The sequence below is a fragment of the Alicyclobacillus sacchari genome, assembly GCF_004366795.1.
Classification (GTDB): Bacteria; Bacillota; Bacilli; order Alicyclobacillales; family Alicyclobacillaceae; genus Alicyclobacillus; species Alicyclobacillus sacchari.
Genome location: NZ_SORF01000015.1, coordinates 14,501 through 36,051, shown reverse-complemented (window position 1 = coordinate 36,051; position 21,551 = coordinate 14,501). Strand labels below are relative to the sequence as shown.

The following is a 21,551-nucleotide window of genomic DNA, read 5'->3' as shown; positions in this document are numbered from 1 at the left end:
GTGATTACGTTTCGGTTCTCTCATCCAGAATCATTAAAACGCGGTCGCCATTTCGACCTCGCCCGTAAATGCATTGACGTAATAGGTTCCGGCCGTCGTCACAATGCGCCAAACCGGAAACCAGTAGCTTTGCAGTACCTGTTGGTTGCCTGACGCGACCTGGACCTTACGCGCGTACCCGAGATCGACCCTGACAACCGTGCTGCTCGTAGCGGTGTCGGTCTTGTCGACTGCCTCAGCCAAACTGTCCAAGGCATCTAACGCACTGATCACAGGCTTTGGCGAACTGTTCGCCACAACATGTTCGACCAGCGTCTGGCTGTATGCCATCAATAGACCTTTTGACTCTGTGCTAACAATGGCGGCATCGAAAATCGGGTAGTTGTCCACCATCTCATAATATACCGCGTGATTTGGGTCCGACGAGATGGGATCGGCTGTGTATTCGCTGCCCCGATATACGTAGGAAAGCACCGTGTGTGTCGGCGTAATCTGCATTGGACTTTGATATTCGACCGTCCAGTTGCCTTCTGCCGTTACGGTAATGCTACCTTGGTTGGTCGTCACGCCAACATTGCCTGTGTAGGTCCACTTGCCCTTTGGATTTGGGAATGCAGCCTGAACCAACGCACTTAATCTGGGGTTGGCGAGATCCGCCTGGAAAGTCACAAGATTGGGTTGCCCGCTTGGCACCTGAGTGTCCAAACTGAAACCATGATTAGCCAACAACGTCTTTGTATTTGCGAGCAAGTCTGCGGGGGATTCTGCATAATCGCTAGCCAACTGCTTTGACTCATACAACTGCCAGCCCAGGACAGCATCCAGAACGATAAACAACGCGATCAGCCACGATTTTGCAACCTCCCAGTTCACGCCAACCCCTCCGCAATGACGGTTCCGTTCACGGCATCCAAGACCCAGACGTCGCCGCTGCTATTGGTCACATAGTAAGCCGGTTCGAGCTCTATCTCACCTGCAGGCATACCTTGGCGCGCAGGAATATAACCAAGTTCCACGTGAAACGTGTGTACACTAACCCGTGATCCAAGCCTCTCTAGGGATGACGCCAGTTGACTTTGGCCGATCACGCCAACCTGTGTTGTTTTCACGACCGTGCCGAGTGTCCACAACGGGCGATCAAACTCCAGTACGTGTCCGCTCGCAATATCGAGATTATAATCAGCCGCATTGTCGAGAATGGGATAACCATCGACAAACTGCGCAAATGACAGTGTTGGCCCATTCAAATTGACGGTCAACATCCCCAGCAGATCAAAGCCGATAAGGTTTTCGGGACCTCCCCCGTGCGCGTGCAAGAAATCGATAGCGGTAAGATAATCTTCCGTATGTAGGCCGGAGGCTCCTGCATTCGGGTCCTCATATTCCAACTCGTCCACACCCTTGTCGATTTGTACAGCCCGGCTTCCATCGGTCCAGAGTGTCGTTGAAGCGTTTTCTTGTATTTTGGTGATGGCTTGTGGATTGAGGAAAAACGACTGAATGAGCGGTAGCACTTGTGGTTCCGTAGAACTGTACACAATACGTTGCATATGGCCGTTTTCGGGAACCATACTTTCTCCCTCAAAGTCGCTCCATACGCTGTATGGTGCCGATCCTGCCTCGCTTTGCGCCGCGCTCTCGATTGACTGCACGGACAGGGGCGTTTGCTCGACGAAATTTTGCGTCTGTCCTCCTGCATCGGTTCCCATCAATGCAATGTTGCACGTGCGCCAACCGGGCATAGCGTAGATCACGATGGTGCGGCACTGCCAACCGACCAACTCTTGTCCTAGTCCATCCAGCCACGCCTTGCCGATGGCTCCATCGAGCGGAATGCCGAACTGAAATGCAACGCGCAAGCTCATCCTACTGGGCATGTCGACGGTCGCAACCGGGTGCGTGGGCCGAACGGTGAGCAATTGCTCGGTCCAAAACGAATACGCGCTGCTGCCGGGCCGGATCACGGTATACCTATTGCCAGTCTTCACATCAATCTCATATGGCCGGATCGTTTCCGTTAAACTTGGCGTCGCTGCGATGGGCAAAGAATGTGGCTGGGCCAGACCAATCTCCGTCCCTTCTTGAAGATTGTCTGACCACAGCAAATAGCTCAAGACCATACTGCTTGCCACAAGCAGGACGAGAGTCGCTGTTTTCGCCGTTCGCAGAGCGGATCGCAGCATCATACGATTGCCTCCTCTGCGCGGCGCAACGATACGTATACTGTGGTTCCGCGGTTGGGTTCACTGACAATGCGAATTTCTCCACCCATGCGCTCAACCATCTCGCGGGCAAGTGCAAGACCAAGGCCTGTCCCGCCGCGCCGCCGGCTGCGCCCTTTTTCGACCCTATAGAATCGTTCGAATACATGAGGCAAATCTTCAGCGGGAATCCCAATACCATTGTCCGACACAGCAAACGTGACGAATTCTCCAGCCACCTTCACCCGAACCTCGATCTCGCCGCCAGGCGCCGTGTATTTCAGCGCGTTGGAAATCAAATTGTCGAGAACCCGATTGACCATATCGGCATCCCCATACACCGCCAGTGACGGTTCGGTTGCGTGCACTCGATACGTCAGTTGCTGGCGCGATGCTTGCAGCGCAAATCGCTGTGCCACGCCGGCAAGCAAGGGCTGGACGTGCAGCAGCTTTAGTGCAAACGCCCTCGGGCCACCGCGATCCAGCCCGGACAGTTGCAGCAAATCTCGTGTGAGCCGTACCATGCGATCCGTCTCCTCTGCGATCACGCCGAGAAACTCCTGCCTGGTTGCATGTTCGTCATCATCGAGATCGCGCAGAACTTCGATGTATGACTTCACGGTAGTCAACGGTGTGCGCAATTCGTGCGAAACGTTGCTGACAAAATCGCGGCGCGCTTGATCGAGCTGCTCCTGCTCGGTGACATCGCGGACGACGGCAACGAATCCATCGATTTGACCGCGCCGTTGAATGCTCGTGAGGATGACATGAAAAATGGCGTTGCCGACGACACGCACTTGGCGGACACCGGATGACACATCCGCATTCGCCATTTCGTCGAGCTGCAAAAGCGCGAGTGCTTCGTCCTCTTCGCTCGCAGCAGTCCGCAGCATTTGTCGGGCCGCCCGATTCATCATCAAGACCTTGCACGACGAATCGAGCACAATGACACCCTCGCCCATCGACGTAATGACAGCGCGCAGCCGCTCCTGCTCCAGTCGATTGCTGGCAAGCGCTTCATCAAGTTCATCCGCAAGGTGGTTGATGGAGGCAACGAGTTCACCAAACTCGTCGTTCCCACTCGCCACCAACCGCTGGGAGAAGTCGCCCTTCGCCATGATTTGGGCCTGCTGCGTCACTTCCAACACAGGGCGCGTGAGTGCGCGCGCGACGACCATCCCCAGGATCACGGTAAGTACCAGGACACCCATCGATCCGGTGTAAAAGATGCTGGTCGCCTGATGAATCGTCTCATACGTGGGTTGGATGGATAAGACATATTCGAGGATGCCAAGGTATGATCCATGCAGCTCGATTGGGACTGCAATCGCCAGCAGATGGCTTTTTGAAACCGGATCGTACCGTACCGATTGGGCATTCGAGTGATGTAACAAAGCCTCGGTTGCGACAGAGTCGATCCGCTTTTGCCCGATTAACGCCCCGCCTGCGGTTGTATACATGACATAGCCGTCCTCGTTCAGGACATAAACGGTTCCATTCAAAAATTGCGGAACCGATTGCAAGACGGTCGTGATGGACGTGCCAACACTTTTGGCATCGCTCTGAATTTGGGGTGCCACCAATGTCGCCATGAGCTGAGCTTGGTTTTTGGCAGCCGCAGCTTGGTTGTGAATCAGCGACGACGTCAAGGCTCGTACAAAGTACGCACCAATCAGTTCGACCGCAAACAGGATGAGCAAGGTGTACACCAGCACAAGTTTGACGCGCAGACTCCGCCAGCGCATTTACTCGTTCCTCACATAGTAACCGACGCCGCGTCGCGTCATGACATAGCGCGGCTGACTCGGGTCAGGTTCGAGTTTTTCGCGGAGGCGGCGGATCGTGACGTCGACCGCTCGTGTGTCCCCGACGTAATCGATGCCCCATACTTGGTCGACCAGCTGTTCGCGAGTAAAAACGCGCCCAGGATGCGCCGCAAGCAGTGCGAGCACTTGGAACTCACGGTGAGTCAACGAAATGGGCTGTCCATCCTTCGTCACGCTGTACTCTCCGAGATCGACGACCACATCCTGCACCACGTATCGCTCGCTTGCCTTACCATCGTTCAGCACATCGCCAGCCCGCCGCAAGTTTGCCTTGACACGCGCAAGCAACTCTCGCGTGCTAAACGGCTTTGTCACATAATCATCTGCGCCAAGCTCCAAACCGAGCACCTTGTCAACCTCGTCATCCTTAGCCGTCAACATGATGACCGGTACACCGGAAGTTTGACGCACAGTGCGCAATACATCGAAACCGTCTAACTCTGGCAACATCACGTCGAGCAATACTAAATCCGGCGCATGTGCCCGCCAGAGATCGACTGCCTCCCGCCCGTCGTACGCACATGTCACGCGGTAGCCGCTGCGTTCGAGTGCAAAACGCAGAATGTTGGCAATGGGCTCCTCGTCCTCGACGACCAAAATGTGCTGCACATGCTGCCCTCCTCCCGACGGTGTTCAGTGGCTCACCCAGATGATTTGTGGGTGGGTCAATATCGGCGCATACTGTCCCAGCTTGTATAGCAACACCGCATATGGATCAGGGATCGCACCGCCGCCCACATCCGGCGCGTACAGGCCGAGATCGAACACGGGCGGTCCAAACCACCACGGCTTAACTGTGACATATGCGCGTATGTGCGGCGGCAAAACAGACGCCGCATAGCTTGGAATGTCATACACGTACGCGAAACGCGCCCAAAATGCGAACAATAGCAGCAGTACGAGCGCGATCGCCGTGCGCGTCCAGAATTGCAGACTGCGCAAGGCCCGCCACGCCTTCACGCGACGCAAGCGCGCCCGTCTGCGGCGGCGGCGGCGCTTTTGCTGCTTCAGCATCATTTCGCGGCGCTCTTTCCGCGTCAGTGTCCGCGGCGCTCCAAGCCCTGCTAGTTGTTCCGAATCATCGTTGTTCATGGTCCGCTGTGCGCTTTCTCCAGATTGACAAACTTGTTGTAGTTTTTGAGGAATACCAACTCGACCTTGCCAGTTGGGCCGTTACGCTGCTTCGCGATAATAACCTCGACGATGTTTTGACGCTCTGTCTCCGGGTCATAGTAATCATCGCGATAGAGAAACGCGACAATATCCGCGTCCTGCTCGATGGACCCAGATTCGCGAATATCCGAGAGCATCGGGCGTTTGTCCTGACGCTGCTCGACCGAACGACTGAGCTGCGCGAGCGCCACAATGGGGACTTCCAGCTCACGGGCGAGTTGCTTAAGAGATCGGGAAATATCCGAGATCTCTTGCTGACGGTTTTCGCCAGAAGAACGACGGCCGTGAATCAACTGCAAATAATCGATCACGACGAAACCAAGCCCATGCTCCATCTTCAATCTGCGCAACTTGCTGCGCATATCCGGCACGGTGATCCCCGGCGAATCGTCGATGTAAATCGGCGAATTTCCCAAAGTGGTCACACCCATGGACAGCTTCGGCCAATCCTCGTCATCCAGCGTTCCGTTGCGCAACTTGTGACCGTCAATGTATGCCTCAGCACAAAGCATACGTTGCACGAGCTGGTCCTTTGACATTTCGAGAGAGAAAATCGCAACCGGCAATCCGCTTCGCACCGCCACATTCTGCGCGATGTTCAGAGCAAACGCCGTCTTACCGACAGAAGGACGAGCCGCAACAATGATGAGGTCTGACTTTTGGAAGCCACTTGTCATCCTATCGAGCTCACTGTAACCCGTTGGAACGCCTGTGATGTTGCCTTCGCTCTCATATAGCTGCTCGATCCGCTCGAACGTCGTCTGTAGTACGTCGGAGATGTGTGTGAAATCCCGAGTGCGTTGAAACTGTCCAAGTTCGAGTATCACACGTTCTGCATCAGCTAAAACGTCTGCCGCTGGCGCTTCCTGCGCATAGCCGGCTTCTGCAATTTGCGTGGCAGCCGCAATAATTCTGCGCATGAGAGCCTTCTCGCGCACAATTTCTGCGTATTGAACGACATGCAACGCGGTCGGCATCGCAGCGGCGAGATCGGCGAGGTATTCCGCACCCCCTACGGCATCGAGGGCATCGTCGCGCGTACGCAAGGCGGCCGCCACGGTGACCACATCGACTGGATTCCCCGCATCGTAGACATCGCGCATCGCCCGGAATATAGACTGGTGAGCCGCTCGATAAAAATCGTCCGGCTCAAGTATTTCAAGCGCCTCTGCGACAGCGTCCGGCGAAATTAGCATCGCGCCAAGGACAGCCTGCTCCGCCTCAACTTGCTGCGGTGGCATGCGAAGTCCTGTGTCCGCAGCTGTCGATTGCCAGACGGCACCCTCACTCGCCATGGCCATCCGTCATTCCGCCTCGACGTAGACGAGCACCTGAACGTGAACCTCCGGATGGAGCTTAACGGTCACACGGTGCCCTCCCAAGGACTTAATGGGTTCACCGAGGCTGATTTTGCGCTTGTCGACGCTAAAGCCATGCTGTTTCATCGCATCGGCAATATGTTTGCTCGTAATGGCTCCAAACAGGCGTCCACCTTCACCGGCCTGCGTCTTCACGACAATCTTTTGATTCTCTAGCTGTGCGCCCAAATGCTTTGCGTCAGCCAATTCCTGTGCCTTGTGGCGCCTGTCCTTCTCGCGTTTCTGCTCCAACTCCCGCAAGGCAGCAGGCGTAGCCTCCTCCGCCAACCCGCGTGGAAACAGAAAGTTGCGGGCGTACCCTTCGCTCACATCTTTGATCTCGCCTTGTTTACCTTGACCTTTAACATCTTGTAAAAGGATCACTTTCATCGTACCGACCCCCGATCAAAATCCATCGTATCGCCGCTTAGATACGGGCGCAAATGCAAAACCGACCAACATCGGTCACCTTCGGATCGGACAGGCATGTCCCGCCAACCACGTATTAGATCAGATGCGACCGCGGAGATGGCGCACGACGTCCGCCATTTCCTCACGTCGTGGGTTGTCTACAGACGGCGCATCCTGAAAGGCCGCTATGACTTCGCGATCGATCCGATGCGGTGCGATGCCCATTTGCACACCAAGCAGGTATGCGAAACCGACGACGCCAGCTAACGCTTCGGTCAAAAGTGTCTGGTTGCCCGATTGGACACTGCGTAAAACCTCAACCGCCTGCTGCACCAACTCAATTCGATCATGCTCCACAGCTTGCAGCTTCCTCGTCAAGTTTGTCTCCGCTTCCATACCAGTCACCGCGCTACCTCCCAATTGGTGCACTCGGCAAATCCTATATCTTAACGCATTCCACAAGTTCACGGATAAGTCCTGCTGCAGCGAGATGAAGAAAGGCCGCCCGAAATTGCGGGCAATCCGCAATCCCGAACGGCCATTCGCCGTATCTAGACAGCTCACTCTGTTGTGTATGGCATCAACGCAATCTGGCGAGCCCGCTTAATAGCGACCGTCACCTGGCGCTGATGGCGCGCGCAGTTTCCAGAAATGCGCCGCGGGAGGATTTTACCACGCTCCGTCAAGAACTTGCTCAAACGGCCTACGTCTTTGTAGTCTGCGTAGTCAATCTTATCGACGCAGTACTGACATACCTTGCGGCGCTTTCCACCACGACCTTTACGCGGCATTCCACTCACTCCTCGTCGTTTTCTCCAGCAGCCTTACGCCTGTCCCACACAGCCGTGCGAGAAATTGTCTGGCCCTGGGCTCAGAAATCAGAAAGGCAAGTCATCTTCCGAAATATCGATGGTTTGGCTGTCATCCGCAAACGGATCATCTTCGTAAAGAGGAGGCGCTGAACTCCGATCAGGACGTGGTCTGTTCATTGGTGTAGTGCCACCGCCGAAGCCAGCAGTTGACTGGCCAGTATCCGATCCGCGATCCAAAAAGCGAACCGTCTCCGCGACCACTTCCGCGACGCGAACTTTTTGACCTTCCCGATTGTCGTAGGTCCGAATCTGAAGGCGGCCATCCACCGCCGCCAATCTGCCTTTTTGCAGATACTGCGCGACAATCTCGGCCTGCTTCTGCCACACGACAATGTTGATAAAATCAGTCTGGCGCTCGCCGGTCTGCCCTGAACGCATCCGATCCACCGCCAGCGTAAACGACGCAACTGCCGTTCCGCTGTTTGTGTAGCGCAGTTCTGGATCCGCCGTCAACCGTCCAATCAAAATGACCCGGTTCAGCATCGTTTTCCCCTCCGCGAATTACTCACCTACGCGGACCGTCAAATAACGAACGACATTTTCGTCGATGCGCATGACTCGTTCGAGCTCTTTGGACACATCTGTGCCCGCCGTGTATTTGAACAACACGTAGTAGCCCTCACGGTTGCCTTCGATTTCGTACGCCAAACGACGCTTGCCGATCTCCTGAAGTTCGTCGATTTGACCGCCTTGTTCAGAGATGAGCGTTTGATATTTCTGAACCAACCCAGAGGTCTGCTCAGCCTCCAACGTTGGATTCACAATGAACATCGTTTCGTACTGACGCATACCGTGACACCTCCTTCTGGTCTGATGGCCCCTTGCGGAGCAAGGATGTTGGCAGCATAGATCATGCACCGATTGTCTATGCTATCACGAACATCCAAACTTCACAAGCAAAATTCATCAGACGTTAAAGCGAAAGTGCATCACGTCGCCATCTTCCACAACATAATCCTTGCCTTCCAAACGAATCTTGCCCTGCTCTCGGGCAGCCTGATAACCGCCAGCGGCAATCAAATCTTCATAAGCGACCACCTCAGCCCGGATAAAGCCGCGCTCGAAATCGCTGTGAATGACGCCAGCCGCCTGTGGAGCCTTGGTTCCGGCGCGAATCGTCCACGCCCGAACCTCAGGTTCGCCAGCTGTAAAGTACGTCCGCAGCCCAAGCAATTGGTAGGCCTTGCGGATCAGCCTATCCAAGCCAGCCTCGGCGAGGCCGAGATCGGACAAAAAGGCATCTCGATCTTCTCCCTCGAGTTCAGCAATCTCCGATTCCAACTGTGCACAGACAACCACTGCCTGTGCCCCTTCGGCCTCTGCCCTTGATTCAACCGCTTTTACGTACGGATTGCCAGAACTGTCGGAAGCATCTTCTTCCCCCACGTTGGCCACATACAGAACCGGCTTGCGCGTCAATAAATGAAGATCCCGTAGCAGTATTTGCTCTTCGTCGTTGAGTTCAACGGTTCTGGCTGCTTGTCCCGCTTCCAGAGAAGCCGCCAAACGTTCGAGGGCTTCCGCTTCCATCTTGAAGCGCTTATCGCCACTCTTCATATTCTTCTTGGTGCGCTCCAAACGTTTTTGGACAGTGTCCAGGTCAGCCAGAATCAACTCGAGATCAATAGTCTCGATGTCCCGGATGGGATCAACAGAACCAGACACATGCGTGATGTCGCCATTCTCAAAGCAACGAACAACATGAACAATGGCGTCGACTTCACGAATGTGGCCGAGAAACCGGTTCCCAAGCCCCTCACCCTGACTTGCCCCTTTGACCAAACCTGCAATATCGACAAACTCAAAGGCTGTCGGTACGATCCGCTTCGGATGTACGATTTTCGCTAACCCTTGCAGCCTCGGATCCGGTACTTCCACGACACCGACATTCGGATCAATTGTACAAAAAGGATAGTTTGCGGCCTCTGCCCCAGCCTTCGTGATAGCATTAAACAAAGTCGACTTGCCGACATTTGGCAAGCCCACAATTCCAGCCTGTAGTGGCATGTTGACACCTCGCCGTGTTCTTTGCAGGATAAGTATAGACGGTTGTCCCCAACTGGCAAAGCACAATTGGAGATTCATAAACGTCCGGTACGCGTAATCAAAAAAATTTTTGTCAATACAGTCGTAACCCGGACATTTACCTGGATAGAGAATCTCCACGTAGGAATACTAATCCACTGAGGAGGTGATTGCGAATGCTGCGTCGACTTTTGCGTCGATTGAGGGTCCGCAAGCTCTCACCGAAAGCATTGGCCATCGAAACTGGACCCTCCGCTCGTGCGAACCGGACAAGACCCCGTTATCATGCGTCGTAATTCCTACAGCTACACTCACTGACCGGTATTTGCCGGTGCGATTGCGGAGAGCTCTCGTCTGGAGGGCTCTTCTTCTTGAACGCGAGCAATACTGCAAAAACAATCGTACTGGGCACTTTGGCTTCCGAAATCGGCTTTTCGTGTATCCGTGAAGTCGTTCGCAGTCACGCCCTGTCCCGACCAACCAATTTCAAGGCGCACTGACTTCGCATGTCCGGCTGCTTGCACGCGAGCAATCGCCTGAATCCGAGCCCGCTCATTTTCCACATAGACGACGTCGCCATCGGCAATCCCCTGTTCATGCGCGATCGCAAGTCCAATCTCGACGATTGGATATTCCTTACGGGCTTCCGGGAACGTCTCGCGCTGCGACAACTGCCATTTGCGAGGATGGATGGTCAGGAGAACATACGGATACGCCTCAGTTCCCCTTTGCAGCTTGTCGATCTCGATACGTGCGACAGGGTGATGCCCATCCGCAATCGCCAAACTCGATACAAACTCAAACTTCCCGCTTGGTGTAGCAAATTTGCGATCCGCCCAGGCAACAGGCGGCACATCTAATTTGACAAAGCCATGCTCTTTCAATGCCTCAATTTTCTCCTGTGGCCACTTGGACAACGCCATGTCGATCCACGCCTCCACACTCCCCGCCATGATATCGGGCCTGCCAAGCGCACTAGCGAGATCGGCGAAGATCTGCCAATCTGGCTTCGCTTCCCCTTTTGGCTCAACGACGGGTCGGACATAGCTCACGTAGTCATGCCACATCGTCGTGTAGGCGACATCCTCTTCTTCCAGTACATTCGTACACGGCAGGACATAGTCAGCCATTTCCGCCGTCTTCGTCATGAACGTATCGATGACAACCTTGCAACGTATGGACGCGAACGCCTTGCGGAACAGTGCCGAATCAGGCACCTGCAACGCCGGATTCGTGCGTGTGACAAATACGACGCGAATCGGCGGATCGGCAGAGAGAATGTCAGTTGCCTGTGTGGTCCGCTCAAACGCGCGAACGTCGGCTCGACTACGCCCTGTCAACGCCTCTTCGTCAAAAAAGAGGGCAAGTTGACGCTGTGCATAACTCACACCTCCGCCCGGTATGCCGACATGACCCGTGGCAGCAGCCAGGGCGTCGATGGCGCGCACCGTCTGTCCACCTTGCGCATAACGTTGCATGCCAATGCCAAGAATGGTCGCCACAGGTCGTTTACGCCCGTATAGCTCAGCCAACCAGTAGATGTCCTCGATCGGCACATCGGTCAGCGAAGCAACCATCTGGGGATCGTAGACATCGAGTTCGGTAGCAATCTCTTCCCAGCCAAGCGCGGCCTCGCGGATAAATTCGTGATCGAGCCAGTCGCGGTCGCGGCAGATGCGAAGCACGGCAAGAGCTAAAAGACCGTCCGTCCCTGGGCGCGGATAGATACACTTATCTGCACGGCGGCCGAGGTCCTGTGCCAGCGGACTGATGACCACCAATTGAGCCCCACGTGCTTGGGCTGTCTTGATGAACGGAGTCATGTGCACATTGGTGTTAGCCACATTGCGTCCCCAGACGACGATGGCCTGTGCATGTTCCGCTGTATCCTCAGGAGCATGACTGTTTGCGCGGCCGAAATCGTACGTTTGTGCTGTAAGCCCCGCATCCCAGCACAAGCTCCCGACCGTCTCGGTACAACCCCCAAGTCCGTAAAAAAAGCGCTGATTCAAATTCTTCAGCAGCGTTCCAGAACCCCAGTCATAGCAGTGGAATATACCATGATGCCCCACTTCATCAAGCGTCGTATGAACGTGCTGAGCGATTTCGGCGATCGCTTGCTCCCAGGAGATTTGAACAAACCCATCACCCACTCGTTTGAGTGGATGCAATACCCGGTTCTCGCTGTTACGCCGTACGCTCAGTTGCCTACCACGGTTGCACAAAGCACCCTTTGTAATCGGGTGCTCTGGATTGCCATCGAGCTTAATATTGCCCGTTTCATCGACCTCGGCAAGAATACTGCAACCATCATAACAGTCCATCGGACATGCTGTTTTGACTTTCATCGTTGGCCTCCTCCCCCTTCTTGATCACACTGCGAACCAACCGCTCAAAGCGCGCTCTTGGAATCAACACGCTGTGACCGCACCTTTGACATTTGATGCGAATATCCATGCCCAGCCGGATGATTTGCCACATGTTTTCTCCGCACGCATGTGGCTTTTTCATCTTTACTATGTCGTTTAGGCCAAACGAGATCGGCATGATATCGCCCCCTGATCATTCGGTCGCCAACTCCCCCGTGCCATGTTGGTAGCCACCTTCAGCTTCCGTTTGCTGTAGCCTATCAAGAGCTTCCTTAATCCGTTCCTGTGCTTCGCGTTGAACGGACGCATTTTTCGTCGGCGCACAGATGGCTGTAGCCCGGACAACCACATTCGAGTTGGACATTTCTTGAACCCCAAGCACATGGATATCACCAGTCAGAACATCTGGCTGCTCCCGCTTCATCGCACTGAGCACGCACTCCATGACTGATTTCACTTGATTGACGTCCGTGTCGTACGGAACCGTGATATCGATCACCGCCGTGGAATGGGTTCGCGAAAAATTGGTGATCATCGCAATCTGTCCGTTTGGAATCACCTGCACTTCTCCCGTCCACGCCTGAACGCGAGTCAAGCGAACACCAATGGATACAACCGTCCCCGTGAATCCATTGATTTGAACCGTATCGCCCACAGCATACTGATCTTCAAATAAGATAAACAGCCCCGTGATCACGTCTTTGACGAGACTCTGGGCTCCAAACCCAACGGCTACACCGACAATACCTGCACCGGCGAGGATCGCCGAGACGTTGACATGAAAAACCGCCAATATCTGCACAACAAGTACGAAATACACGGTATAACGAATCACGTTGGCAAATAGTGATTCCATAGTTGCCTTTCGCCGCAATTCCATGCGCGTATGCATAGCGAGCATACGCTTCATGATGCGGATACCTGCACGGATGACGAGCCTTGCGAGCAAGTAAAACACGGCGATTTTTACGACGTCCCAGATGACCACTTCCACGCTCGGCATGTCGCTGAACGCCTTGTCCTGAATATGTTTCCAGAACGACTGCAATCGTCCACCCCCCTGTCCCGCATTATGCTCATGATATCATAACGCGCAGTCCGGGTATGGCACGCAGAATCATATCCAACCCTTGATAACTCAACGACCGGATTGCATGCTCCGCAACTGGCTGAAACGGCTGAATCCAGTCCAACGTCACCAGCAGGGACAATGTGGTGGCTGCGATCCATAATCCAGCAAACATCCCAGCAAGATTCCGGAACATTCGCTCGCCCACAACGTATTGAACATGTTCCGGCTCGTCCCAAACCGCTTCTGCAAGTGAATCAGCGGCAACAAACACCATAAAGACTGCCCAAGCCATCAGAATAGTGACCAAGGTGTGTAATACCTGCAGGCTTAGCCATCGTGAATATGTTGACGCGTCCACACCGGAAGTGGGAACAGGCGGTACGATGTGTTGCATCCACCCAACGGCGTGTGTGTTCAAGGATATCTCCCGTAAGAGCCACGAAAATGCAGCCCCCGTTTGAATGAATGTCCGTACAAACCATGGTGTGAGATGCAAAGCCACATACATAGAGGTCAAAATGGCCGCCATGTACAAAAGCGCCCGCTCGGCTGACTTCGTTCGAATCCACAACCAAACCCAGCAGACCTCTACGAATAGACACAGGTCAATCACGCTTGTCTCCCCTAATTTACAGGAATCTTGGACAGGTATAGTTGATGCTACGCCAACGTATACTGGGAATATTCCATGCTAGGGGGATATCCCGTGAACAATCGGCAGATAGAGACTCCTGCAGTTGAAACCGGGGACGTGATCGGTCGCGTTTCCTTGGACGACACCTTCGCGGCACAGAAACTCGAGAGACATTTGGATGGCATTCTTGATTCCGTCCGGTCACAGCGCATTGTAATTGTCTGTGTGGGTACAGACCGTTCAACCGGTGATGCGTTTGGTCCCATCATCGGTTCTCGCCTTTGTCATAACCTCCTCATTCCCAACGTCGACGTGTTAGGCACGCTGGACGAGCCAGTGCACGCCGTCAATTTGAGTGCAACTCTGGACAAAATCGAGACAATCTATAGCGAACGCCCGTTTATCATCGCGATAGACGCCTGTCTTGGCAAGTTCGATCACGTTGGCCAAATCGCCATCGAACGTGGCCCTTTACGCCCCGGGGCTGGCGTCAAAAAAGTGTTGCCAGAGTTCGGAGATCTGACAATCACAGGAATTGTGAATGTCAGTGGCTTTATGGAGTACTTCGTGCTGCAGAACACGCGCCTCGGAATTGTCATGCGCATGTCGGATATCGTGGCACAGGCGTTGTCGTCGAGCCTGCAAACATGGCAACGATCGACGGCAATGCGAGTGGGGATGTGAACCAACTGCCTGTTCACATCCCCACGAAATAGCACCACGCTAGTCCCGATGTATCATCATGAAATTCTTGCAGGCTGACGCTCTAAAGTGCCCATCGCACCGGATATCACGCTTTGCTCTTCCTCCGTCAGAAGATACGGAGACTCCCCTGCTTCAATTGGCTTTCCGTACGTTACGGAATCTTCTCGACCATAAATGGATGTCAGGACAACACCATCCCCTTCATCGTCGAGGAACGCAACCGAATAGCTCAGATCGCTGCCCACTTCCGAAAATGCGTTATACCGACGAATCACAGGAGTTGACACTTTTTTGTTCAGCGCTTTCTCTAACTGTGAAATATGTGCCTTTGCGGCGCTCAGCTGCTCTTGCAAAGACTGAACTGCATCCTTGGTTTCTGTAAATACCTGCTCCAAGTCCGCGGCTGAGCTGATCTCCCGTAATCGATTGAATTTCCGGAGTAAACTTGATGCTCGTGCCAAACTGGACACTGCAAGGATAAAACAAATGATGGCCACTGCACCGCTCGCTAACGCGATATCCAGGGTGTACGGCTGTAGAGAAGCTAAGCTCATTGTGGCGTGTCGTCCTTTCGCAAAAGGATACATACGGGATGTATTGCAGAGAACCCCGAATACGCGAACGGTTGTAGTATAGCGTGATCGCCATTCCTTCCGTCATCCAATCATTGGTTGCATCATCCAGACCATGCTGGGCTAGAATATCACAAAATGCCATGGAATACGTGTACCACTTCTTTGCAAACTGGCGCCAGCACAATCGCTGGCAACATGTTTCCGACAGCAATTTTGGCTAGGCCACTGATATTCAGCCCGATAGCGACAATCAACAAGCCTCCTGTCGCTGTCACCGTGTCGATAAACATTGGTGTGTTCAACACGTTACCGACCAAGTGCGAAACAAACGCAATGGTACCTTGGTACAAAAAAACCGGAATGGCTGACAGACCAACACCTAGTCCGAGTGTGGAGGACAGCACAACTGCCATAAATCCATCTAGCATCGACTTGGCAAGCAAAGTCCTATGTTCACCTTGAATGCCATCCTGGATGGCACCGACAATCGCCATGGATCCGATGCAATACAATAGAGTAGATGAAATAAAACCTTCCGCGATGGGGCCACGATAGATCCGTGTCACCACACGTTCCAATCGATGTGCAATCTTGTTCAGCACGCCCTCTATATTCAGCAACTCTCCCAGGATTGTTCCAGCGACGATGGAGATAATGATCAACAGGATGTCGGACATATCACTCAGAGCCATGCTAAGGCCAATGACGATCACACAGAGTGCAAGTCCCTTTGTTACCGTGTCGCGCATTCGGTCCGGAATTCGTGGAAGCATCATCCCGATCGCCGTTCCTAGAATGATGGATAATGCGTCCACGACGGTTCCGAACAGAAACATACGTTCACCTCATCTAAAATCGTGCTTAGCTGACATCCAAGTTCATGGTGCATGCAGAAGCATCAAATCCATTATGCGTTTCAAATCTTCATCCGAGAAATACTCGATCTCAATTTTGCCACGCTTTTTCCCTGGTTGGATACGAACCGACGTACCAAGATACGCTTGTACCTGTTCCTGATACCGTCTAAATTCGGCTGGCAAATTGTTCGACTTGGTTTCACGTGAAACTTTCTTCTTAGGTTCGTAAATCACCGTTTCTAATTTACGAACACTCCAATCTTCTCGCACGGCTTGCTCAGCCAAACTTAGCTGTACATCGCTGTCTTCGACAGAAAGCAAGGCGCGTGCGTGCCCCATCGACAAGGTTCCACGTGAAACCATATCTTGAATCTCACTCGGCAACTGCAATAAACGCAGCATATTTGTAATATGACTGCGACTCTGCCCAACTCGCTTCGCCAATTCATCTTGGGTTAGATCACACTTCTCGATCAAATTGGCGTAAGCGTCTGCAATTTCGATGGGATTCAAGTCTTCTCGTTGTAAGTTCTCAATTAACGCAATCTCCATCAGAAGGACATCGCTAAAATCACGCACAACCGCAGGCACGACCTGAAGTCCGGCAAGCTTAGCCGCTCGAAAACGCCGTTCACCTGCGACGATATCAAACCCCTTAATTTCACTCTTCCGCACGATCAGTGGTTGAATAATCCCGTGCTCACGGATCGAATTCGACAGTTCTTGAAGCTTCTCCTCATTGAACGTACGCCGAGGTTGGTATGGATTTGGCCTTAAATCGCGGATGTCGACAGATACGACCTTATCTTCGTCGGATACACTCAACTGCGGAATCAAAGCATCGAGCCCACGCCCCAAACCGCGTTTAGTCACGCCCGATCACTTCCTTCGCCAACTCCATGTAGGATTCGGCTCCACGTGACTTCGGATCATAGTGAATAATAGGTCTCCCGTGACTTGGTGCTTCACTCAAACGTACATTTCGCGGAATGATGGTCTTGTAGACCTTGTCGCGGAAGAACTTCTTCACGTCCTCAATAACCTGCAATCCCAAGTTGGTCCGCGCATCCAACATCGTCAAAACGACACCCTCAACTTCAAGTGAAGTATTCAGGTGTTTCTGCACCAAACGTACGGTATTGAGGAGCTGACTCAATCCCTCCAGAGCGTAGTACTCGCACTGAATCGGAATCATGACAGAGTCCGCAGCCGTTAAGGCATTCACAGTTAGAAGACCCAGTGATGGCGGACAATCGATCACGATATAGTCATATTGATTACGCATGGTTTGAATTGCCCGCCGCAAGCGAACTTCACGCGAGATGGTCGGTACCAACTCAATTTCCGCACCGGCAAGCTGAATGGTAGCAGGCAGAAGCGACAAATTCTCCAACCCTGACGGCATAATCGCATCCGCCATCGCGACGTCGTTGATGATGACATCGTACACACAGTACTTCACATCCGCCTTGTTGATGCCCACACCGGACGTGGTGTTGCCCTGCGGATCGATGTCAATGAGCAAGACGCGCTGATTCAGTGTTGCTAAACACGCGCCAAGGTTGACTGCAGTTGTCGTCTTCCCCACGCCACCTTTTTGATTTGCAATGGCGATCACACGGGCGTTGGACACAAACAGTCCTCCTTACAAATACGTGGGTGACCATAACGTCACGGACTTTTATCATTCTACTTCAAAACCTGGTGGATGTGGCGAAAAAGTATGGAGAAAACAACGCATTCTAGCATACACCCAGGGGAGGAAGATTGCGAATCAGCGGCCTGTACGGCCGCTTTCACGCAAATTGAAGATATAAGGTTATTATTACCAAAACAAAAGAGTGTCTACTCGTCATACTGATTTTGGTACACGAATGGTAAATTGGTAGAATGCTTCTTCATCAGACTCTTCACACATGACATCAAGACCCGTCTGCTGTATCATTTCCAGTGACTGCCGGATGGTATTGACCGCCAAACGCACATCCTTTGATAATGCGCGTCGACGTGACTTCGACCGCTTACCACCCGCTGCTTCAAGCGAGGTGAGCTTAGCCTTTACGCGCTCCTCCATCTGCTTGACGTTCCAACCTTTTTCCACGCACTCATGCAACAGTTCAATCTGCATCTCTTCACTTGGCAATGCGAGTAAAGCCCGGGCATGTCGCTCCGTGATCTGCTTGGTCAACAAAGCCTGTTGTACCGTCTCCGGCAAGTGCAACAGTCGTAATTTATTTGCAATGGTGGACTGACCCTTGCCCAAACGCTGAGCGAGGCTTTCCTGCGTCAAGCCGTGCAACTCCAGTAACTGCTGATAAGCCACCGCTTCTTCAATAGGTGTTAGCCCTTCGCGTTGTAAATTTTCGATCAACGCCGCTGAAGCCGTTTGCGCATCGTTCATGTCGCGTACAATCGCCGGAATCGATGACCAGCCGAGGTGACGAACCGCACGCAAACGGCGCTCCCCCGCGATCAACTCATACACATTCCCCTTTTTCCGGACGACAATCGGCTGAATGACGCCGTGTGTGTGAATCGTCTTCGCCAACTCTTCAATCGCTTCTTGATTAAAGATGGTACGTGGCTGATATGGATTCGACACAATGTTTTGAACAGGGATATCCACTACCTGCGTCTGTGCATTCGCGCTGCTGGAATCGCGCAGACTGATGAATCGTCCCCAAGATTCCCTCATGATGACCCCTCAATTCCGATCAACGAACGAGTATCGACACTAATTGTCGAATTCACCATATAAGCTTCGGATTCCTTCATGGTGACAAACGTTCTCATATATTTACAAAACTTGAACCGAATTGACACGTTTCGACACACCACGTCTGCAGGATGTCACAGCGGCTGCTTAGTCGGTATACCTGCTCTCCGCGGATAGGCCTTCGGCACAGGCTGCATCTGTATAAAAGGAGCTAAAGCTCGGCTCCCTAGGCCGTGGGGCAACTCATATGTCAGGGGCTCAAGTAGACGACAATGTAATGTGGGCGCGGCACGTTTGGCATCGTCGAACTCTTCGTGTACAAACGAAGGCCCTTTATAACAGATGCCCACGCCACCAGACTTCAAAAAAGGAGCCATGTACTCCATCAGCACATTCGCACGTGCAACCGCCCTTGCCAGAGCCACATCAAACGCACCCCGCAGAGCCGAATCGCGTCCCATATCCTCGGATCTACCATGAATGCACGCAACGTTATTCAGGCCGAGATCAGAACAGACCGCTTGCAAAAAATGAATACGCTTTTGAAGCGCATCACATAGAACAAACGACATATTTGGATAGGCAATTGCCAACGGAATTCCAGGAAAGCCAGCACCCGACCCGATGTCGATGGCACGCGCCCCTCGCCTCACCATCTCCTGCCACAAAGGCAGATTCGAGACGGCGAGGCTATCGTAAAAGTGCTTAATATATACTTCATCCCTATCGACAATACCGGTCAAGTTGATACGCTCATTCCAGTCGACAAGCATTGCATAATAGCGAGCGAACTGACTCAACTGTAATTCACTCAACTCAATTGGCCAAAGAGGCCCTTCCGTTTCATGAACCATGCATCATGCGTCCTTCGTATGATTCAAGATAGACGAGCAGGATAGAAATATCCGCCGGCGTTACGCCAGGTATGCGCGAGGCCTGCCCCACTGTCCGAGGTCGAATACGCGACAATTTCTCTCGCGCTTCCATAGCCAGTCCACGGATCGTTTGATAGTCAATCTCGTCTGGCAACACGCGATTCTCAAGCCGCTTCTGACGCTCGATGACTTGGGCCTGCTTTTGAATATATCCAGCGTATTTCATTTCGATCTCGACTTGTTCCTGTATCTCAGGATCCAACTCAACGCCGCCCGTTGGATCCATCATCTTCACCTGCTCGTAACTCAATTCCGGTCGCTTGAGCAATTGAGCAAGTGTTGCCCCATCTTCCAACGGTTGCGAACCACATTCCAGCAACTTCGGATTGGCTTCCGCCGGCTTGACCCGCGTTCTCGACAAACGCTGCAATTCCTGCGAAATACCTTCTTTCTTACGCATCATCCGACTATAAGCCTTTTCTGGCAGAAGCCCAACCTGATAACCAATCTCCATCAGCCGAAGATCCGCATTATCATGTCTGAGCAAAAGCCTGTACTCGGCCCGCGAAGTCAAGAGCCGATACGGCTCATTGGTACCCTTGGTGACAAGATCGTCAATCATGACCGCGATATAGGCGTCTGATCGCGACAACACGACAGGTTCTTCACCCCGCACCTTGCGAGCGGCGTTGATACCCGCCATAATGCCCTGGCCAGCAGCCTCTTCATACCCAGATGTGCCGTTGATTTGCCCCGCCGTAAACAGACCTGCAACGCGCTTGGTCTCCAACGATGGCCAAAGTTGCGTTGGCACAATGGCGTCGTACTCGATCGCGTAACCCGGCCGCAGCATCTCTGCCTTTTCAAGGCCAGGAATACTGTGCAATAACTTGATCTGCACATCTTCAGGCAGACTCGTCGATAGGCCCTGTACATACCATTCGCACGTATTGGGACCTTCTGGCTCCAAGAAAATCTGGTGACTCGGTCTATCGCGGAAACGCACAACTTTATCCTCAATGGACGGACAATAGCGGGGTCCCGTTCCCTTAATTTCGCCGCTATACATCGGTGCGCGATCGAGGTTTTCCAAAATAATAGAATGCCCTGTTTCCGTAGTGCCAGTCAGCCAACACGGCACCTGATCGCGAATCGGAGTGTCTGGATCAAACGAAAAGTGCTTGGGAACTGGATCCCCGGGTTGTGCAATTAATTTGCTAAAATCAATTGAATTTCGATTGATCCGCGGCGGCGTGCCGGTCTTGAAACGGACCAGTTGAAAACCGAGATCGAGCAACGAATCGGATAATTTCACCGCTGGCATTTGTCCATTCGGACCGCTTTCATACGAGACATCCCCGATAAAAATACGCCCGCGCAAGTACGTTCCTGTTGTCAACACGACCGCCTTCGCGTGAAACTCCTGCCCGCTTTTGGTGACAACACCATATACGGCACCATTTTGCGTCAACAACTCTTCGACCAAAGCCTGCTTCAGATCAAGGTTCTCTGTCCGTTCCAAAGTCCATTTCATGTTCAACGCATAATACGCCTTGTCCGCCTGTGCGCGCAACGCTTGCACCGCAGGCCCCTTCCCCGTATTCAACATCCGCATCTGAATATAGGTCGCATCCGTGTTGCGAGCCATTTGGCCGCCAAGCGCATCGATTTCGCGAACGACAATCCCCTTCGCAGGCCCGCCAATCGACGGATTGCAAGGCATGTACGCGATGGTATCCAAGTTGATCGTGAGTAAAAGCGTCTTGCACCCCATCCGTGCCGACGCCAACGCCGCTTCACAGCCAGCATGGCCTGCTCCAATGACGATCACGTCATACTCACCAGCAAAGAACCGCATCTGTTTCACCTCTTTCTGAAATTG

Annotated in this window: 24 protein-coding genes; 1 reads left to right on the top strand and 23 read right to left on the bottom strand. The window is 53.1% G+C overall.

All coding sequences use genetic code 11. The features are described 5' to 3' along the window. Positions 1–33: 33 nt before the first annotated feature. The 16 genes from yycI to C7445_RS12440 form a co-directional block, all read right to left on the bottom strand. A complete protein-coding gene (gene yycI, locus C7445_RS12515; protein ID WP_134160810.1) occupies positions 34–873 on the bottom strand; it encodes a two-component system regulatory protein YycI in 840 nt (279 codons plus the stop codon). Beyond that, positions 870–2,186 carry a two-component system activity regulator YycH gene (yycH, locus tag C7445_RS12510; protein WP_243835177.1) on the bottom strand — a complete coding sequence of 439 codons (1,317 nt, stop codon included), beginning with the start codon at positions 2,184–2,186 and terminating at the stop codon, positions 870–872. Before yycH ends, yycI begins: the two co-directional genes overlap by 4 nt. Next, positions 2,183–3,946, bottom strand: coding sequence for an ATP-binding protein (locus C7445_RS12505; RefSeq protein ID WP_134160808.1), 1,764 nt, complete (start codon positions 3,944–3,946; stop codon positions 2,183–2,185). The genes yycH and C7445_RS12505 overlap by 4 nt, the downstream gene beginning before the upstream one ends. Beyond that, positions 3,947–4,636 carry a response regulator gene (locus C7445_RS12500; protein ID WP_134160806.1) on the bottom strand — a complete coding sequence of 230 codons (690 nt, stop codon included), beginning with the start codon at positions 4,634–4,636 and terminating at the stop codon, positions 3,947–3,949. A 24-nt stretch (positions 4,637–4,660) separates the two neighbouring features. Beyond that, positions 4,661–5,119, bottom strand: coding sequence for a hypothetical protein (locus C7445_RS12495; protein WP_134160804.1), 459 nt, complete (start codon positions 5,117–5,119; stop codon positions 4,661–4,663). After that, positions 5,116–6,501: a replicative DNA helicase gene (gene dnaB / locus C7445_RS12490; protein ID WP_424923014.1), complete on the bottom strand. Its 1,386-nt coding sequence runs from the start codon at positions 6,499–6,501 to the stop codon at positions 5,116–5,118. The genes C7445_RS12495 and dnaB overlap by 4 nt, the downstream gene beginning before the upstream one ends. A 3-nt stretch (positions 6,502–6,504) precedes the next feature. Next, positions 6,505–6,948 (bottom strand): 50S ribosomal protein L9, encoded by a 444-nt coding sequence (gene rplI, locus C7445_RS12485; RefSeq protein ID WP_134160802.1) that lies wholly within the window; start codon positions 6,946–6,948, stop codon positions 6,505–6,507. Between the two features lie 120 nt (positions 6,949–7,068). After that, positions 7,069–7,365, bottom strand: coding sequence for a MazG-like family protein (locus C7445_RS12480; RefSeq protein ID WP_243835182.1), 297 nt, complete (start codon positions 7,363–7,365; stop codon positions 7,069–7,071). A gap of 164 nt (positions 7,366–7,529) precedes the next feature. Next, positions 7,530–7,760, bottom strand: a complete 231-nt coding sequence (rpsR, locus tag C7445_RS12475) for a 30S ribosomal protein S18 (RefSeq protein ID WP_134160798.1) — start codon at positions 7,758–7,760, stop codon at positions 7,530–7,532. An 87-nt stretch (positions 7,761–7,847) separates the two neighbouring features. Then, on the bottom strand, positions 7,848–8,324 hold the full coding sequence (ssb, locus tag C7445_RS12470) for a single-stranded DNA-binding protein (protein ID WP_134160796.1): 477 nt from the start codon (positions 8,322–8,324) through the stop codon (positions 7,848–7,850). A gap of 18 nt (positions 8,325–8,342) precedes the next feature. Beyond that, entirely contained in the window at positions 8,343–8,630 is a 288-nt protein-coding gene (rpsF, locus tag C7445_RS12465) for a 30S ribosomal protein S6 (protein WP_134160794.1), read from the bottom strand. 117 nt (positions 8,631–8,747) lie between these two features. Further along, positions 8,748–9,848, bottom strand: a complete 1,101-nt coding sequence (gene ychF / locus C7445_RS12460) for a redox-regulated ATPase YchF (protein WP_134160792.1) — start codon at positions 9,846–9,848, stop codon at positions 8,748–8,750. A gap of 329 nt (positions 9,849–10,177) precedes the next feature. Further along, a complete protein-coding gene (locus C7445_RS12455; RefSeq protein WP_134160790.1) occupies positions 10,178–12,214 on the bottom strand; it encodes a molybdopterin-dependent oxidoreductase in 2,037 nt (678 codons plus the stop codon). Next, positions 12,177–12,413, bottom strand: a complete 237-nt coding sequence (locus tag C7445_RS12450; RefSeq protein ID WP_134160788.1) for a DUF951 domain-containing protein — start codon at positions 12,411–12,413, stop codon at positions 12,177–12,179. Before C7445_RS12450 ends, C7445_RS12455 begins: the two co-directional genes overlap by 38 nt. Before the next feature lie 15 nt (positions 12,414–12,428). Beyond that, positions 12,429–13,283 carry a mechanosensitive ion channel family protein gene (locus C7445_RS12445; RefSeq protein WP_243835176.1) on the bottom strand — a complete coding sequence of 285 codons (855 nt, stop codon included), beginning with the start codon at positions 13,281–13,283 and terminating at the stop codon, positions 12,429–12,431. Between the two features lie 28 nt (positions 13,284–13,311). Continuing rightward, positions 13,312–13,920, bottom strand: a complete 609-nt coding sequence (locus C7445_RS12440; protein WP_134160786.1) for a hypothetical protein — start codon at positions 13,918–13,920, stop codon at positions 13,312–13,314. A gap of 93 nt (positions 13,921–14,013) precedes the next feature. Here C7445_RS12440 and yyaC point away from each other — a divergent pair, with 93 nt between their 5' ends. Continuing rightward, on the top strand, positions 14,014–14,625 hold the full coding sequence (gene yyaC, locus C7445_RS12435; protein WP_243835175.1) for a spore protease YyaC: 612 nt from the start codon (positions 14,014–14,016) through the stop codon (positions 14,623–14,625). A 56-nt stretch (positions 14,626–14,681) separates the two neighbouring features. On the opposite strand, the gene C7445_RS12430 is transcribed toward yyaC, so the two are convergent. The 7 genes from C7445_RS12430 to mnmG form a co-directional block, all read right to left on the bottom strand. Further along, on the bottom strand, positions 14,682–15,200 hold the full coding sequence (locus C7445_RS12430; protein WP_134160782.1) for a DUF4446 family protein: 519 nt from the start codon (positions 15,198–15,200) through the stop codon (positions 14,682–14,684). A 149-nt stretch (positions 15,201–15,349) separates the two neighbouring features. After that, the gene (locus C7445_RS12425) at positions 15,350–16,057 is read right to left on the bottom strand and encodes a DUF554 domain-containing protein (RefSeq protein ID WP_134160780.1); all 708 of its coding nucleotides are present in this window, start codon (positions 16,055–16,057) and stop codon (positions 15,350–15,352) included. A gap of 42 nt (positions 16,058–16,099) precedes the next feature. Next, the gene (locus C7445_RS12420) at positions 16,100–16,951 is read right to left on the bottom strand and encodes a ParB/RepB/Spo0J family partition protein (protein WP_134160778.1); all 852 of its coding nucleotides are present in this window, start codon (positions 16,949–16,951) and stop codon (positions 16,100–16,102) included. Continuing rightward, the gene (locus C7445_RS12415) at positions 16,944–17,711 is read right to left on the bottom strand and encodes a ParA family protein (RefSeq protein ID WP_074693577.1); all 768 of its coding nucleotides are present in this window, start codon (positions 17,709–17,711) and stop codon (positions 16,944–16,946) included. The genes C7445_RS12420 and C7445_RS12415 overlap by 8 nt, the downstream gene beginning before the upstream one ends. Positions 17,712–17,930: 219 nt before the next feature. Next, entirely contained in the window at positions 17,931–18,773 is an 843-nt protein-coding gene (gene noc / locus C7445_RS12410) for a nucleoid occlusion protein (RefSeq protein ID WP_134160776.1), read from the bottom strand. Positions 18,774–18,928: 155 nt separating this feature from the next. Beyond that, a complete protein-coding gene (gene rsmG / locus C7445_RS12405; protein WP_134160774.1) occupies positions 18,929–19,648 on the bottom strand; it encodes a 16S rRNA (guanine(527)-N(7))-methyltransferase RsmG in 720 nt (239 codons plus the stop codon). Beyond that, entirely contained in the window at positions 19,638–21,527 is a 1,890-nt protein-coding gene (mnmG, locus tag C7445_RS12400; protein WP_134160772.1) for a tRNA uridine-5-carboxymethylaminomethyl(34) synthesis enzyme MnmG, read from the bottom strand. Before mnmG ends, rsmG begins: the two co-directional genes overlap by 11 nt. Between the last annotated feature and the right edge of the window lie 24 nt (positions 21,528–21,551).